Below are 13,873 nucleotides of genomic sequence, written 5' to 3'. Positions count from 1 at the left end.
CGGCTCATACCGAACCGCATCCTCCCCCTGCGAAGAGGGAGGATGCCGGGCTGTCCTGTCGTTTAGCTGAGCGGGCGAACCTCAAACCCTTTCCGCCATTTCGTTGGCGTCGTCCCAAGGCGTTGCCGGAAGTGATGGCGCAACGTTTCCGGCGATCCAAATCCAGCCTGTTCGGCCACCCGTTCGATACTGAGTCTTCCATTTTCCAGCAGGGCGCAGGCTTTCTCCAGCCTCACGCTGAGCATCCATTCGCCCGGCGTTGTGCCCGTTGCATCATGAAAACGACGCAAAAAAGTGCGGCGGCTCATACCGGCCTGGGTCGCAAGCTGCTCGATCACCAGCGGCGTATTCAGATGACTGCGTAAATCGTCGAGCAGCGGAGCGAGGTTTTTTGCCTGACGCCGCGGCACAGGCTGCTGGATCAGCTGCGCCTGATTACCTTCGCGCAGCGGCGGTGTCACCATTCTGCGCGCGGTACGGTTGGCGACTTCGATGCCGTAATCCCGGCGGATCAGATGCAGACATAAATCGACACCGGCTGCGCCTCCGGCAGAGGTGATGATGCTGCCTTCATCGACATAAATCATACCGTGTTCTACCTGCACTTTCGGGAACCTCTGCGCCAGAATCTCTGTGCTGTTCCAGTGGGCGGTGGCGCGTTTGCCGTCGAGCAGACCGGCTTCACCCAGCACAAAACTTCCCGCGCAGATCGAGACGATCCTGGTGCCATTTCTATGTGCTTTTTGCAGCGCAGCGATAAGCTTGTCCGGGGCCGGTTCGTGGACACTTCGCCAGCCGGGGATCACAATCGTGCCCGCATTTTCAAGCAGCTCAAGCCCACCATCGACCACCAGTCGTACGCCGCCCTGTGCGCCGAACGAGCCTTCATCTACCGACGCGACACACAATTCATATAAAGGTTGGCCGGAGACATCGTCGGCGCGACCAAATGCCTCAACCGCAATCCCGAATTCAAACGTACACAGGCATTCGTACGCCAGCAGCACCAGCCGACGGTTTATCGGCGCGGGCGAACGGGCAGAGAGTGGGGACGTAATGTGCATAAAAGGGTTACCGGTAATGTTGGCATGATCTTGACGATACATGGCATCAGGGTGGATTTCCACCGTCGTGCCAATCCTCCATGCTGGCACTCTCTTAACGTTTTGCAGGGATTGAGTATGAAGAACATGTTGGCACTGATGGCGGTATGTCTCGCCGCGCTGATGTCAGGGCTGGAGATCTCCAGCGTGCCGGTGATTTTGCCGGTGCTCGAGCAAGAGATGCACGCCAGTTTCAGGGAGTTACAGTGGATCATGAATGCCTACACGCTGGCCTGCACAACCGTACTGATGGCGACCGGAACGCTGGCGGACAGATACGGGCGCAAACGGGTTTTCATTATTAGCATCATCGCATTCGGGCTGACGTCGCTGATGTGTGGGCTGGCAGAAAGCGCATTGTGGCTGATCGTCGGGCGTTTCCTGCAGGGGCTGAGCGGCGGCGCAATGCTGACGTGCCTGATTGCGATACTGTCGTTCCAGTTCCCGCAGGGTAAAGCGCGCAGTCGTGCGTTTGCGGCATGGGGCATCACGTTCGGTTTCGGGCTGGGTTTTGGCCCGATCATCGGCGGGATGCTCGTCGCCTGGTTCAGCTGGCAATGGGTGTTTCTGGTGCACGGTTTTATCGCGTTGCTGACGCTGGTTCTGGCGCTGAAAAACGTGGTTGAATCGCGTGACACACAAGCCAGAAAACTCGATCTCGGCGGGCTGGTAACGCTTTCGGCTGCGGTGATGGGCACTACGTATCTCATCACCCAAGGCAGCAGTCTCGGCTGGAGCAGCGTCACCGCGCGTGTGATCCTGCTGGCAACTTTGCTCAGCGCGGCGCTGTTTGTCTGGATTGAAAAACGCCATCCTCATCCGATGTTTGATTTCTCCGTCTTCCGCATCCGGGCATTTTCCGGTGCCCTGATGGGCTCGATAGGCATGAACTTCAGTTTCTGGCCGCTGATAATCTATCTGCCGGTTTATTATCAGAGCGGGCTGGGCTACAGCAGCATGGCAACCGGACTGGCGCTGCTGGCATACACTTTACCCACTCTTCTGATGCCGCCGCTGGGCGAAAAACTGGTGGTAAGGTTTGGGGCGAGGCGGGTGATCCCGCTGGGGTTATTTACGATTGGTGCGGGCTTTATGCTGATGAAATTCGCTGCCGCATACCACATGAGCCTGCTGCCGGGCGCGCTGCTGGCCGGTGCCGCGCTGGGGCTGACCAACACGCCGGTAACCAACACCACGACCGGCTCCGTACCGGGTAACCGCGCGGGGATGGCGTCCGGAATTGATATCAGTGCGAGGCTGATTACGCTTTCGATCAACATCGCGCTGATGGGCAGCTTACTGGTCGCCGGAATTGAAGCAGGGCTTCGGGAGATGATGCCAGGGGTCGGGGATTTAGGCGCGCTGGCGGAGCGCATCGCCGGTGGCGGTGAAATATCCGGGGTGGCACGACAGGTGCTGGTTGACGGCTTTTCGGGCGTCTTGCTCTACGGCGCTCTGGGCGTATGGGTGTTGGCACTGGCGAGCTGGTTGTTATTTAACTTCAGGCTCAAAAATAAGGTCCAGACGGTGTGTATCTGCCCACACCGGCCAGAGAGAGAATAAAGCTACGTTCCCCTTGGCCGGGAGTGAGCCGGGCGCGCAGCTTTCAGGTTAACGTCGGGCATCTCAAACTGTTTACTGTGGAGTAGTAAATCGTGCTCCATGCAACTGACTGCAAACGGTAAAAGTTTCCCTGGAAGCAATATCCCATTGTCATTATTTACCCATTTTATCTGTATGGGTATCTGGCTAAAGTGTCCCCGCTGCGGCAAAATCCACAGCCGGGTGTAGGAACCTGTTTGTACTATTCAGCGCATTGCGGTTTGCATGCGTTGTCGCTTTGTATCACTCATTATTGCAGTGGATTTTCAGATACTTCTGTAATATATCAATGGTGACTCAGGTGGGGCAGCTCCAGGGCTGATCGACAATTCCAGTACATCGATTCCTACCCCCGCCTGGGTTACCTCCAAAGTGTAGGATCTTAGGAGGCAGCGTAATAAGCTTTTCTGGAAGCCATTTAAATGAATACCAATGAAACATCCGACACAGTTCACGATTCATGGTCAATCACCGACAGCTGCCGCTTAATCGCGAATGCGATGATCAATCCGCAGAACAGCGGGGCGCAGAATATTCTTTCGCTGATGCTACAGCATCAGCTGGAAAACCTGGAAGCGGCGCTGATGCAGCCGGTTCCCGAGCATCGTAAGCATCCTGAAATGCCCGCCGACGATGGCCTGTTCGATTACACCGAACTGGAACCTTCTGAGCTATGCGATCAGTGCATGGCGCTGAATTACGCACTGATGACGCTGCACGACAGAAAGATAAAAGAGATCCTCGCATTTATTCTCTGGGAGCGTTTCGAGATGCTGCGCAGTTCGCTGTATACGACCTGCGAGGAAGCCGCATGAAACAGGACTGGCATCAGGCAGAGAATGTTGATGCCACTGAAATGAAGCGAACAACCCTCACCAAACGCCGTAGTCACAGAACAAGCCCCTCGTTCCAGCGTCAGCGCGCAGTTTAAAGCCTGGCGGGCAAATCGGGCGGCGGCGACAGGCCGACGCCCACGGTTTTGATTTAAACCCTCCACCTAATCCGCAAAATTTTTCGATCCCCATCACATAAAGTTCCCCCCGATCCTGCCGATAACCCTTCCAGATAATTCTCATTTAAAAAGGTACAACATGTTCAACCGTATGAAAGTGGTCACGGGCATCGTGATCTTACTGGTGGTCTTCGGTGCTTTACAGTTGGTATCCGGTGGCCTGTTCTTCAAATCACTGAAGACGGACAAAGACAATTTCACCACGTCGCAACAGATCCGTTTACAGCAGGCGGAATTTAACGCCAGCTGGATCTACTTGCTGCAAACCCGTAACACGCTTAACCGCGCGGGTATTCGTTTTATGCTCGACGCGAACCAGATGGGCAGCGGCGCGACTGTTAAAGAGCTTGTCGACACGGCGACTCAGGATCTGAAAATTGCCGATCAGCACTTTGCCAACTATCAAAAAATTCCGGTAGATGCCAGCCAGAACCCGGCGTTAGCGGCAGAAGCTAAAAAACAATATCAGGTGCTGCATGACGCTCTGGCGGAACTGATTGAGCTGATTGGTCTCGGGCGCATCAATGATTTCTTCGAACAGCCGACGCAGAAGTATCAGGATAACTTCGAAAAAGCGTTCGTGTCCTATATCGATCAAAACGACCATCTGTATGACGAGGCCGTGAAAGTCAGCGAGAACTCCTTCAGCCACGCGTTGTGGATGCTGGGCACCGTACTGATTGTATTGGCGATTATCATCGTTCTGGCGTGGGTCGGCGTGCAGCGCATTTTGATTCATCCGCTGAAAAATATCGTCATTACCATCCGCAAAATCGCGACCGGTGATCTGACGCACGAAATAGTGGTGAAAAGCCGTAATGAAATCGGCCAGCTTGCCGATAGTCTCAAGTACATGCAGGAAGAATTGATTCGTACGGTATCCGGCGTGCGCCATGGCGCAGACGCGATTTACAGCGGCGCGAGCGAAATCTCTGCCGGTAACAGCGATCTCTCTTCCCGTACTGAAGAACAGGCGTCGGCGTTGGAAGAAACCGCCGCCAGCATGGAGCAGCTGACTGCCACTGTGAAACAGAACGCCGAAAACGCCCGTCAGGCCAGCCAGCTGGCACTGAGCGCGTCGGAAACGGCGCTTAAAGGCGGCAAAGTGGTGGCGAACGTGGTCGAAACCATGAACGACATTGCCAGCAGCTCGAAGAAAATCACCGATATTACCGGTGTGATCGACGGCATCGCCTTCCAGACTAACATTCTGGCACTGAATGCCGCGGTGGAAGCCGCGCGTGCCGGTGAACAGGGTCGCGGATTTGCGGTGGTGGCCGGTGAAGTCCGCAGCCTGGCGCAGCGCAGCGCACAGGCAGCAAAAGAAATTAAAGGTCTGATAGACGACTCCGTCAGCCGCATTAATACCGGTTCGGTACTGGCAGAAAGTGCCGGTGAAACCATGAATGACATGGTGAATGCGGTAACCCGCGTCACTGACATCATGGGCGAAATCACCTCGGCATCGGATGAACAAAGCCGCGGGATTGAGCAGGTCGCACAGGCGATTACCGAAATGGATCGGGTGACCCAGCAGAACGCCTCACTGGTTGAAGAATCCGCGTCCGCCTCGGCGGCGCTGGAAGAGCAGGCGAGCCTGCTGACGCAATCGGTGGCGGTGTTTACCCTGAGTCAGTCCGTAACAAACAGCGTGCGCCCGGTAACTTCGTCTTCGTCAAGACTGCCTTTATTGACGCCAAACCTGTCAGGTTCTAAAGCCGGTACAGGTGGCGCGTCTGAGAGCAATCTGACTGAAAACTGGGAAACTTTTTAAGCCACGTACATCGCAATAATTATAAGAAATACTGTGCCGGTCAGGGCCGGCACATAAAGAGGCTACCCATGTTTAAGCACATCCGTGTGTCCACCTGCATGTTTTTACTGTTGTTAGTGTTTTTTGTGATGCAACTGGTTAACAGCGGTTTATCGCTGTACGCCGCCCACACGGATAAAACAAACTTCGAACAGATTTCAAATACGACTCAGCAACGCGATGCGCTGAGCCAGAGTTGGTCATATCTGCTGCAAACCCGTAATACGCTCAACCGCGCGGCAACGCGTCTGGCACTCAAACAGCCACAGGACAACATCACGCAGCTGATGGCCGATGCCAAAGCCAGCCTGAAAAAAGCCGAAGACGCTTATGCGGCATTTTTGGCGCTACCACGCAGAACCGAGAAAGCAGCGGAACTGACGGCGGTGAACAAAGCCAGCTACCAGCAACTGCACGATATGTTGCAATCGCTGAACGATATGCTTTCAGCGGGCGACATGCAGGGCTTTCTTAACGGCCCGGCACAGAAATATCAGGATCAGTTCCAGAAAGACGTCGGCAATTACACCGAGTATGTCGGCGGACGTTTCCAGCAGGCGCAGCAGCAAACGGTCGAGTCTTATCAGAACGTGATGGTAAATACGTCGGTGATTATTGTTCTGCTGGTGCTGTTAACCGCGCTGGCGTTGATCATCACCCGTCGGATCCTGTTTACGCCGCTGACCGTCATGCGCGGGCATTTTGACCGCATCGGCGCGGGCGATATTTCGGCACCGATCGCTGTTGAAGGCCGCTACGAAATCAAAGTCATGCTCGACAGCCTGCAACAGATGCAACAGTCGCTGGCCAACACCGTGCGCACCGTGCGTCATGGCGCAGACACCATGTTTTCCGGCCTGAAAGGTATCGCTGTCGGTAACACAGATTTATCTGCGCGTACTGAACAGCAGGCTTCAGCACTGGAAGAAACCGCCGCCAGCATGGAGCAACTGACCGCGACCGTGAAACAGAATGCGGAAAACGCCCGTCAGGCAACGCAGCTGGCACGCGATGCGTCAAACACCGCGGAGAAGGGCGGCGAACTGACCGGCAACGTGGTGAAAACCATGAATGACATCGCCGGCAGCTCGAAGAAAATCAGTGCCATCACCAGCGTCATCGACGGCATTGCATTCCAGACCAACATTCTGGCGCTGAATGCCGCCGTAGAAGCCGCCCGTGCGGGTGAACAAGGTCGCGGATTTGCCGTAGTCGCCGGTGAAGTGCGCAGTCTGGCGCAGCGCAGCGCGCAGGCTGCGAAAGAGATTAAAGCGCTGATTGATGAATCCGTCAGCCGTGTCAGTCAGGGGTCGGCACTGGTGGAATCCGCCGGTAACACGATGGATGACATCGTGCGCGCCGTGACCCGCGTCACCGACATCATGGGCGAAATCGCCTCGGCGTCGGACGAGCAGAGTCGCGGTATCGAGCAGGTCTCGATTGCCGTCACGCAGATGGATCAGGTAACCCAGCAGAACGCCACGCTGGTTCAGCAGGCCGCGTCTTCCACCCATGCGCTGGAAGTGGAGTCTGAGAATCTGACCCGTGCGGTCTCGGTGTTCCGCTTAGCGACTTCCGATGGCGTGTTACAACCGCGCAACGGTCAGGTCTCCGGCTTTACACCGCGTCAGGTGACACAACCTGCGTTACTCCCTGCGACCGCGCGTGCGGGATCGGCAGATAACTGGGAAACCTTCTGACAGACCGGGTTGCGATGAAGCGTCACAAAAGGTTTAGAAGTACCACCTGTTCGTTACTGGAGCTGCACCATGAATCAACCAGGCTCGCCAATGAGTACTGATAACACCTCGATCATGGCACAGATGATCCAGCGTTTACCGCTGTCAGATATCCATTTCCGTCGGATAAGCGAACTCATCTACCAGCGCGCGGGTATCGTGCTGGCGGACCACAAACGGGAGATGGTCTACAACCGGCTGGTCCGTCGGTTGCGGATCCTCGGGCTGAACGATTTCGGCAGCTATCTGGCCATGCTGGAAAGTGATACCAGCAGCGCGGAGTGGCAGGCGTTTATTAATGCGCTGACCACCAACCTGACGGCATTTTTCCGTGAAGCGCACCACTTCCCGATCCTTGCCGAGCATGCGCGTTCGCGACCAAATAACTACAGCGTCTGGAGCACGGCCGCCTCAACGGGCGAAGAGCCGTACTCCATCGCCATGACCCTGAGCGAAGCGCTGGGGCCGCGGATGGCCAACTGTCGCATCCAGGCCAGCGACATTGATACTCAGGTGCTGGAAAAAGCCACGGCGGGCGTCTATCGCCAGGAAGAATTACGCACGCTCAGTCCGCAGCAGTTGCAGAAGTTCTTTCTTAAAGGCACCGGCCCGCACAGTGGTCTGGTGCGCGCCCGTCCGGAACTGACGCAGATGGTGGCGTTCCAGCAACTGAATTTACTGGCGAACCAGTGGCAGCTGAACGGGCCATTCGATGCAATTTTCTGCCGTAATGTGATGATTTATTTCGATAAAGAAACACAGGAGAAAATTTTACGTCGATTCGTTCCGTTACTTAAGCCGGGTGGCCTGATGTTCGCCGGACACTCTGAAAACTTCAGCCAGATCAGCCGGGAATTTTATTTGCGCGGCCAGACCGTCTATGGCCTCGCCAAGGAGAGGTAATGAATAAAATCAGAGTATTGAGCGTCGATGACTCGGCGTTAATGCGTCAGCTGATGACAGAAATCATTAACAGCCATCCCGATATGGAAATGGTGGCCACCGCGCCGGATCCGCTGGTCGCACGCGATCTGATCAAGAAATTTAACCCGGATGTGCTGACGCTGGATGTCGAAATGCCGCGCATGGACGGGCTGGATTTTCTGGAAAAACTGATGCGTCTGCGCCCGATGCCGGTGGTTATGGTGTCATCGCTGACCGGTAAAGGCTCGGAAATCACGCTACGGGCGCTGGAGCTGGGAGCAATTGATTTCGTGACCAAACCTCAGCTGGGCATCCGCGAAGGGATGCTGGCGTACAGCGAAATGATTGCCGACAAGATCCGCACCGCGTCGAAAGCGCGACTGAACAAAAGCGTCAATCTCGACCAGCCGCGCATGCTCAGTCATACGCCGCTGCTCAGCAGTGAAAAGCTGATCGCGATCGGATCTTCCACCGGCGGCACCGAGGCGATACGCCACGTGTTGCAGCCGCTGCCGCCGACCTGTCCGGCGCTGATGATCACCCAGCACATGCCGCCGGGGTTCACGCGCTCATTTGCCGAACGTCTGAACAAGCTGTGTCAGATAACGGTGAAAGAGGCCGAAGACGGCGAGCGCGTTTTACCGGGACACGCGTACATCGCGCCGGGTGACAGGCATATGGAGCTGACGCGTAGTGGTGCTAACTATCAGGTTAAGTTGAACGACGGCCCGGCGGTGAACCGCCATCGTCCGTCGGTTGACGTGTTATTTCGTTCGGTGGCGCAGTTCGCCGGACGCAATGCTGTCGGGGTGATCCTGACAGGAATGGGCAATGACGGCGCCGCCGGCATGCTGGAGATGCATCGCGCAGGGGCGTATACCCTGGCACAAAATGAAGCCAGTTGTGTGGTTTTCGGTATGCCTCGTGAGGCTATCGCCACCGGTGGCGTCAATGAAGTGGTGGATCTCAGCCAAATCAGTCAGCGAATGCTGGCACAAATATCAGCCGGTCAGGCATTACGTATTTAATTTTTCAGCCTTGCGCTGGGTAGCAAACCTTAGGAGTAGATAAAACATGGCCGATCCAAATCTGAGATTCCTGGTAGTAGACGATTTCTCTACCATGCGTCGTATTGTTCGCAACCTGTTGAAAGAGCTGGGCTTCCAGAACGTGGAAGAAGCAGAAGATGGCGTTGATGCGCTGAACAAACTGCGCGCCGGGGGTTTTGACTTCGTGGTATCCGACTGGAACATGCCTAACATGGACGGTCTGGATTTACTCAAAACGATCCGCGCTGATGCCGCACTGGCAAAACTGCCGGTACTGATGGTCACCGCCGAAGCGAAAAAAGAAAACATCGTGGCCGCCGCGCAGGCTGGTGCCAGTGGTTATGTCGTGAAGCCATTTACCGCCGCCACGCTGGAAGAAAAGCTGGGCAAAATCTTCGAAAAACTGGGCATGTAGGAGTACTTATGGCAGAGATACCAATGCCTGCAAATGATGCAGCAACCGCGGGCGATATCATCGCCCGCATTGGGCAACTGACTCGTATGTTACGTGACAGTATGCGTGAACTTGGCCTGGATCAGGCCATTGCTCAGGCGGCTGAAGCGATTCCTGATGCGCGCGATCGTCTCGATTACGTCGTCACCATGACCGCACAGGCGGCCGAACGTGCGCTCAACTGTGTTGAAGCGGCGCAGCCTGTTCAGAACAAACTGGAATCCGGCGCGAAAAAGCTCGATAAGCGTTGGGATGAATGGTTTGAGAATCCGATCGAACTGTCGGATGCACGCGAACTGGTCTCCGATACCCGCGGCTACCTGAAAGAAGTGCCAGAGCACACCGGTTTCACCAACGCACAGTTGATGGAAATCATGATGGCGCAGGACTTCCAGGATCTGACTGGTCAGGTGATCAAACGCATGATGACCGTGGTGCAGGAAATTGAAAATCAGCTGCTGATGGTGCTGATGGAAAACATTCCTGAACAACAGGCCAGAGCGAAACGTGAAAACGACAGCCTGCTCAACGGCCCGCAGCTCGATACCAACGGTGTCGGCGTCGTGGCATCGCAGGAACAGGTCGATGATCTGCTGGATTCATTAGGTTTCTGATGCGTCTGTTTTTCTCCAAAGAACACCTCTTAGTGCCACACTGAGGGGTGTTTTTCTTATCCGCAATTTTCTATAAATACATTCATCAGTTGAATAACCCACTTTTATCCCCGCTGTTCCATCCATCAGACTTAGCCGCTTTTGTCATGCTATCCCTGCGTCATTGAAGCTGCAGCGGCGTTAGCGTCGCTCAATCACCCGAATCACTGACTTTATGTCAGCTCATCGGGATTCTTTCACTCGCTGCCTTGCTGCAACTCCAATGTCTTTGGGAGTTTTGCAAAATTGTGCCCGTCGCTTTTTAAAGCCGGGTAAACCCTGACAGGAACCGCCGGTGGCTGAAGAAAGCGATCTCGAAAAAAGTGAAGCCCCCACGGCGCACCGGTTAGAAAAAGCCCGTGAAGAAGGCCAGATCCCGCGCTCGCGTGAGCTGACCTCGATGCTGATGCTCGGCGGCGGTCTGACGCTGCTGTGGATGTCCGGCGAATCCATGTCGCGTCAGCTCGGCGTGATGATTGCGCAGGGGCTGAATTTCGATCACAACGTCATCGGTAATGACCGGCAGATGTTGCAGCAAATGGCCTCGCTGCTCGGGCGCGCAGTAATGGCGCTGATACCGGTGATCGGCGGGCTGATTTTGATCGCACTCGCCGCGCCGCTGCTGCTGGGCGGGCTGATGTTCAGCGCGAAATCTTTCGAATTTAAGGCCAGCCGCATGGATCCGATTGCCGGGTTCAAGCGGCTGTTTTCCGGTCAGGTGCTGGCGGAGCTGCTGAAGGCGATATTAAAAGCGTCGTTGGTCGGCAGCGTAGCGGGGATGTACCTGTGGCACAAATGGCCGGAGATGCTGCGGCTTATCGCCCAGCCGACCATTCCGGCGCTCGCTGAAGCGCTGCATATGGTGGTTTTTTGCGGGCTGCTGGTCGTCTTCGGGTTAACGCCGATGGTGGCGTTCGACGTGTTCTGGCAAATCTGGAGCAACCTGAAAAAACTGCGTATGAGCAAGCAGGACATCCGCGACGAACATAAAAGTCAGGAGGGTGATCCGCACGTCAAAGGGCGTATCCGCCAGCAGCAACGTGCAATGGCCCGACGCCGCATGATGGCCGATGTGCCGAAGGCCGACGTGATTGTCACCAACCCGACGCATTACGCCGTGGCGCTGCAATACAGTGAAGACAAAATGAGCGCGCCGAAGGTGCTGGCGAAAGGTGCGGGCAACGTGGCGTTGCGCATTAAAGAGCTGGGTGCCGAACACAAAATTCCGATGCTGGAAGCGCCGCCGCTGGCGCGTGCGCTTTACCGGCACAGCGACATTGGTCAGCAAATCCCGGCCGCGCTTTACGCTGCGGTCGCCGAAGTTCTGGCCTGGGTTTATCAGCTGAAACGCTGGAAGCGTGAAGGCGGACTGATCCCTAAAAAACCTCAACATTTACCGGTGCCTGAAGCATTGGATTTTGCAGGAGAGACTGATACCCATGGCTAATCTGGCCGCGATGCTGCGTTTACCCGCCAACTTTAAGTCCGGACAATGGCAGGTGCTGGCTGGCCCTATCCTGATTCTGATGATCCTGTCGATGATGGTGCTGCCGCTGCCGCCGTTCCTGCTCGACTTGCTGTTTACCTTTAATATCGCGCTGTCCATCATGGTGCTGCTGGTGGCGATGTTCACCCAGCGGACCCTGGATTTTGCCGCATTCCCAACCATTCTGCTGTTCTCCACGTTGCTGCGCTTGTCGCTCAACGTGGCCTCGACCCGTGTGATTTTACTGGAAGGTCACACCGGCGGCGCGGCGGCAGGGCGGGTGATCGAAGCCTTCGGCCACTTTCTGGTCGGCGGTAATTTCGCCATCGGTATCGTGGTCTTTATCATCCTCGTCCTGATTAACTTTATGGTTATCACCAAGGGTGCGGGGCGTATCGCCGAAGTGGGCGCGCGTTTCGTGCTCGACGGCATGCCCGGCAAACAGATGGCGATTGACGCCGATCTCAACGCCGGTCTGATTGGTGAAGACGAAGCCAAACAGCGCCGCAGCGACGTGACGCAGGAAGCCGACTTCTACGGTTCGATGGACGGTGCGAGTAAGTTCGTGCGCGGTGACGCCGTCGCCGGTCTGATGATCATGATCATTAACGTTGTCGGCGGCCTGCTGGTCGGCGTTCTGCAACATGACATGGATTTCGGTCACGCGGCGGAAAGCTACACCTTGCTGACCATCGGTGACGGTCTGGTCGCGCAGATCCCCGCGCTGGTGATCTCCACCGCAGCGGGTGTGATAGTGACCCGCGTCGGCACCAATCAGGACGTCGGCGAGCAGATGGTCACCCAGCTGTTCCGCAATCCGCGCGTCATGATGCTCAGTGCCGGTGTGCTCGGATTACTCGGTATGGTGCCGGGCATGCCGAATCTGGTCTTCCTGCTGTTCACTACCGGGTTGCTGGCGCTGGCCTGGTGGATCCGTGGTCAGGAACAAAAAGAACCGGTGGTGAAAGTCGCCGCGCCGGTCGAAGGCGAAAACAAACAGCTGGTGGAAGCCAGCTGGCAGGACGTTCAGCTGGAAGATCCGCTGGGGATGGAAGTCGGTTACCGACTGATCCCGATGGTGGATTTCGCGCAAAACGGCGAACTGCTGGGGCGTATCCGTAGTATCCGTAAGAAATTCGCGCAGGAAATGGGCTATCTGCCGCCGGTTATCCATATCCGCGATAACCTCGAACTGCCGCCTGCGGGCTACCGTATTCTGATGAAAGGCGTCGAAATTGGCACCGGCACGGCGCATCCGGGCCGCTGGATGGCGATCAATCCTGGCAGCGCGATTGGCGAGCTGCCGGGTGAGCCGACGGTCGATCCGGCCTTTGGTCTGGCCGCCGTGTGGATTGAACCGGCGATGCGCGAACAGGCGCAGATTCAGGGCTACACTGTGGTGGAGGCCAGCACCGTGGTGGCAACACACCTCAATCACCTGATAAGCCTCCACGCCCGTGAGCTGTTTGGCCGTCAGGAAACGCAGGAGCTGATGGATCGCGTCAGCAAAGAAATGCCGAAACTGACCGAAGACTTTATACCGGGCGTGATTTCGCTGACCAACATGCACAAAGTGCTGCAAAACCTGCTGTCCGAGCGCGTCTCGATCCGCGACATGCGCACCATTATTGAAACGCTGGCAGAATACGCGCCGACCCAGCCGGATCCGAACGAGCTGACCTCGGTCGTACGCGTGGCCCTGGGCCGTGCGATTACTCAGCAATGGTTCCCTGGCACCGGCGAAGTGCAGGTTATCGGGCTCGATACCGCGCTGGAGCGCCTGCTGTTACAGGCATTGCAAAGCGGCGGCGGGCTCGAGCCGGGTCTGGCCGATCGTCTGCTGACGCAGTCCGAAGCGGCATTACAGCGTCAGGATATGCTCGGTGCGCCGCCGGTTCTGCTGGTGAACCACGCGCTGCGTCCGCTGTTGTCACGTTTCCTGCGCCGTTCACTGCCGCAGATTGTGGTGATGTCGAATCTGGAAATGAGCGACAGCCGCCAGATCCGCATGACCGCGACCATCGGTGGGGAATAAGAC

Annotated in this window: 11 protein-coding genes; 10 read left to right on the top strand and 1 reads right to left on the bottom strand. The window is 56.3% G+C overall.

Annotated elements, in window-relative coordinates:
• Window positions 1-62: 62 nt before the first annotated feature.
• Window positions 63-1,064, bottom strand: coding sequence for a transcriptional regulator FtrA (gene ftrA / locus TU92_RS02400; RefSeq protein WP_112164504.1), 1,002 nt, complete (start codon window positions 1,062-1,064; stop codon window positions 63-65).
• 117 nt (window positions 1,065-1,181) lie between these two features.
• On the opposite strand from ftrA, the gene TU92_RS02395 reads away from it, so the two are divergent.
• The 10 genes from TU92_RS02395 (at window position 1,182) to flhA (ending at window position 13,870) form a co-directional block, all read left to right on the top strand.
• On the top strand, window positions 1,182-2,666 hold the full coding sequence (locus tag TU92_RS02395; RefSeq protein WP_112164372.1) for an MFS transporter: 1,485 nt from the start codon (window positions 1,182-1,184) through the stop codon (window positions 2,664-2,666).
• 461 nt (window positions 2,667-3,127) lie between these two features.
• Window positions 3,128-3,520, top strand: coding sequence for a hypothetical protein (locus tag TU92_RS22415; RefSeq protein ID WP_244207736.1), 393 nt, complete (start codon window positions 3,128-3,130; stop codon window positions 3,518-3,520).
• A 276-nt stretch (window positions 3,521-3,796) separates the two neighbouring features.
• Window positions 3,797-5,491, top strand: coding sequence for a methyl-accepting chemotaxis protein (locus TU92_RS02385; RefSeq protein WP_112164371.1), 1,695 nt, complete (start codon window positions 3,797-3,799; stop codon window positions 5,489-5,491).
• A 68-nt stretch (window positions 5,492-5,559) separates the two neighbouring features.
• A complete protein-coding gene (locus TU92_RS02380; RefSeq protein WP_112164370.1) occupies window positions 5,560-7,230 on the top strand; it encodes a methyl-accepting chemotaxis protein in 1,671 nt (556 codons plus the stop codon).
• A gap of 69 nt (window positions 7,231-7,299) precedes the next feature.
• On the top strand, window positions 7,300-8,172 hold the full coding sequence (cheR, locus tag TU92_RS02375; protein ID WP_112164369.1) for a protein-glutamate O-methyltransferase CheR: 873 nt from the start codon (window positions 7,300-7,302) through the stop codon (window positions 8,170-8,172).
• Window positions 8,172-9,221, top strand: a complete 1,050-nt coding sequence (locus TU92_RS02370; RefSeq protein WP_112164368.1) for a protein-glutamate methylesterase/protein-glutamine glutaminase — start codon at window positions 8,172-8,174, stop codon at window positions 9,219-9,221. The genes cheR and TU92_RS02370 overlap by 1 nt, the downstream gene beginning before the upstream one ends.
• A 46-nt stretch (window positions 9,222-9,267) precedes the next feature.
• Window positions 9,268-9,657, top strand: coding sequence for a chemotaxis response regulator CheY (gene cheY, locus TU92_RS02365; protein ID WP_056769710.1), 390 nt, complete (start codon window positions 9,268-9,270; stop codon window positions 9,655-9,657).
• A gap of 8 nt (window positions 9,658-9,665) precedes the next feature.
• A complete protein-coding gene (cheZ, locus tag TU92_RS02360) occupies window positions 9,666-10,310 on the top strand; it encodes a protein phosphatase CheZ (RefSeq protein WP_112164367.1) in 645 nt (214 codons plus the stop codon).
• Window positions 10,311-10,644: 334 nt separating this feature from the next.
• Window positions 10,645-11,796 carry a flagellar biosynthesis protein FlhB gene (gene flhB, locus TU92_RS02355; RefSeq protein ID WP_112164366.1) on the top strand — a complete coding sequence of 384 codons (1,152 nt, stop codon included), beginning with the start codon at window positions 10,645-10,647 and terminating at the stop codon, window positions 11,794-11,796.
• The gene (flhA, locus tag TU92_RS02350; RefSeq protein ID WP_112164365.1) at window positions 11,789-13,870 is read left to right on the top strand and encodes a flagellar biosynthesis protein FlhA; all 2,082 of its coding nucleotides are present in this window, start codon (window positions 11,789-11,791) and stop codon (window positions 13,868-13,870) included. Before flhB ends, flhA begins: the two co-directional genes overlap by 8 nt.
• The last annotated feature ends 3 nt before the right edge of the window (window positions 13,871-13,873 follow it).

The organism is Rahnella inusitata, from assembly GCF_003263515.1.
Taxonomy (GTDB): Bacteria; Pseudomonadota; Gammaproteobacteria; order Enterobacterales; family Enterobacteriaceae; genus Rahnella; species Rahnella inusitata.
The sequence above is the reverse complement of the archived record's forward strand: the minus strand, read 5'-3'. Positions and strand labels throughout refer to the sequence as shown.

What these genes read in the sequence shown, in the direction of transcription:
- ftrA (WP_112164504.1), bottom strand. Translation starts at nt 1,064, where the DNA reads ATGCACATTACGTCCCCACTCTCTGCCCGTTCGCCCGCGCCGATAAAC.
- TU92_RS02395 (WP_112164372.1), top strand. Translation starts at nt 1,182, where the DNA reads ATGAAGAACATGTTGGCACTGATGGCGGTATGTCTCGCCGCGCTGATG.
- TU92_RS22415 (WP_244207736.1), top strand. Translation starts at nt 3,128, where the DNA reads ATGAATACCAATGAAACATCCGACACAGTTCACGATTCATGGTCAATC.
- TU92_RS02385 (WP_112164371.1), top strand. Translation starts at nt 3,797, where the DNA reads ATGTTCAACCGTATGAAAGTGGTCACGGGCATCGTGATCTTACTGGTG.
- TU92_RS02380 (WP_112164370.1), top strand. Translation starts at nt 5,560, where the DNA reads ATGTTTAAGCACATCCGTGTGTCCACCTGCATGTTTTTACTGTTGTTA.
- cheR (WP_112164369.1), top strand. Translation starts at nt 7,300, where the DNA reads ATGAATCAACCAGGCTCGCCAATGAGTACTGATAACACCTCGATCATG.
- TU92_RS02370 (WP_112164368.1), top strand. Translation starts at nt 8,172, where the DNA reads ATGAATAAAATCAGAGTATTGAGCGTCGATGACTCGGCGTTAATGCGT.
- cheY (WP_056769710.1), top strand. Translation starts at nt 9,268, where the DNA reads ATGGCCGATCCAAATCTGAGATTCCTGGTAGTAGACGATTTCTCTACC.
- cheZ (WP_112164367.1), top strand. Translation starts at nt 9,666, where the DNA reads ATGGCAGAGATACCAATGCCTGCAAATGATGCAGCAACCGCGGGCGAT.
- flhA (WP_112164365.1), top strand. Translation starts at nt 11,789, where the DNA reads ATGGCTAATCTGGCCGCGATGCTGCGTTTACCCGCCAACTTTAAGTCC.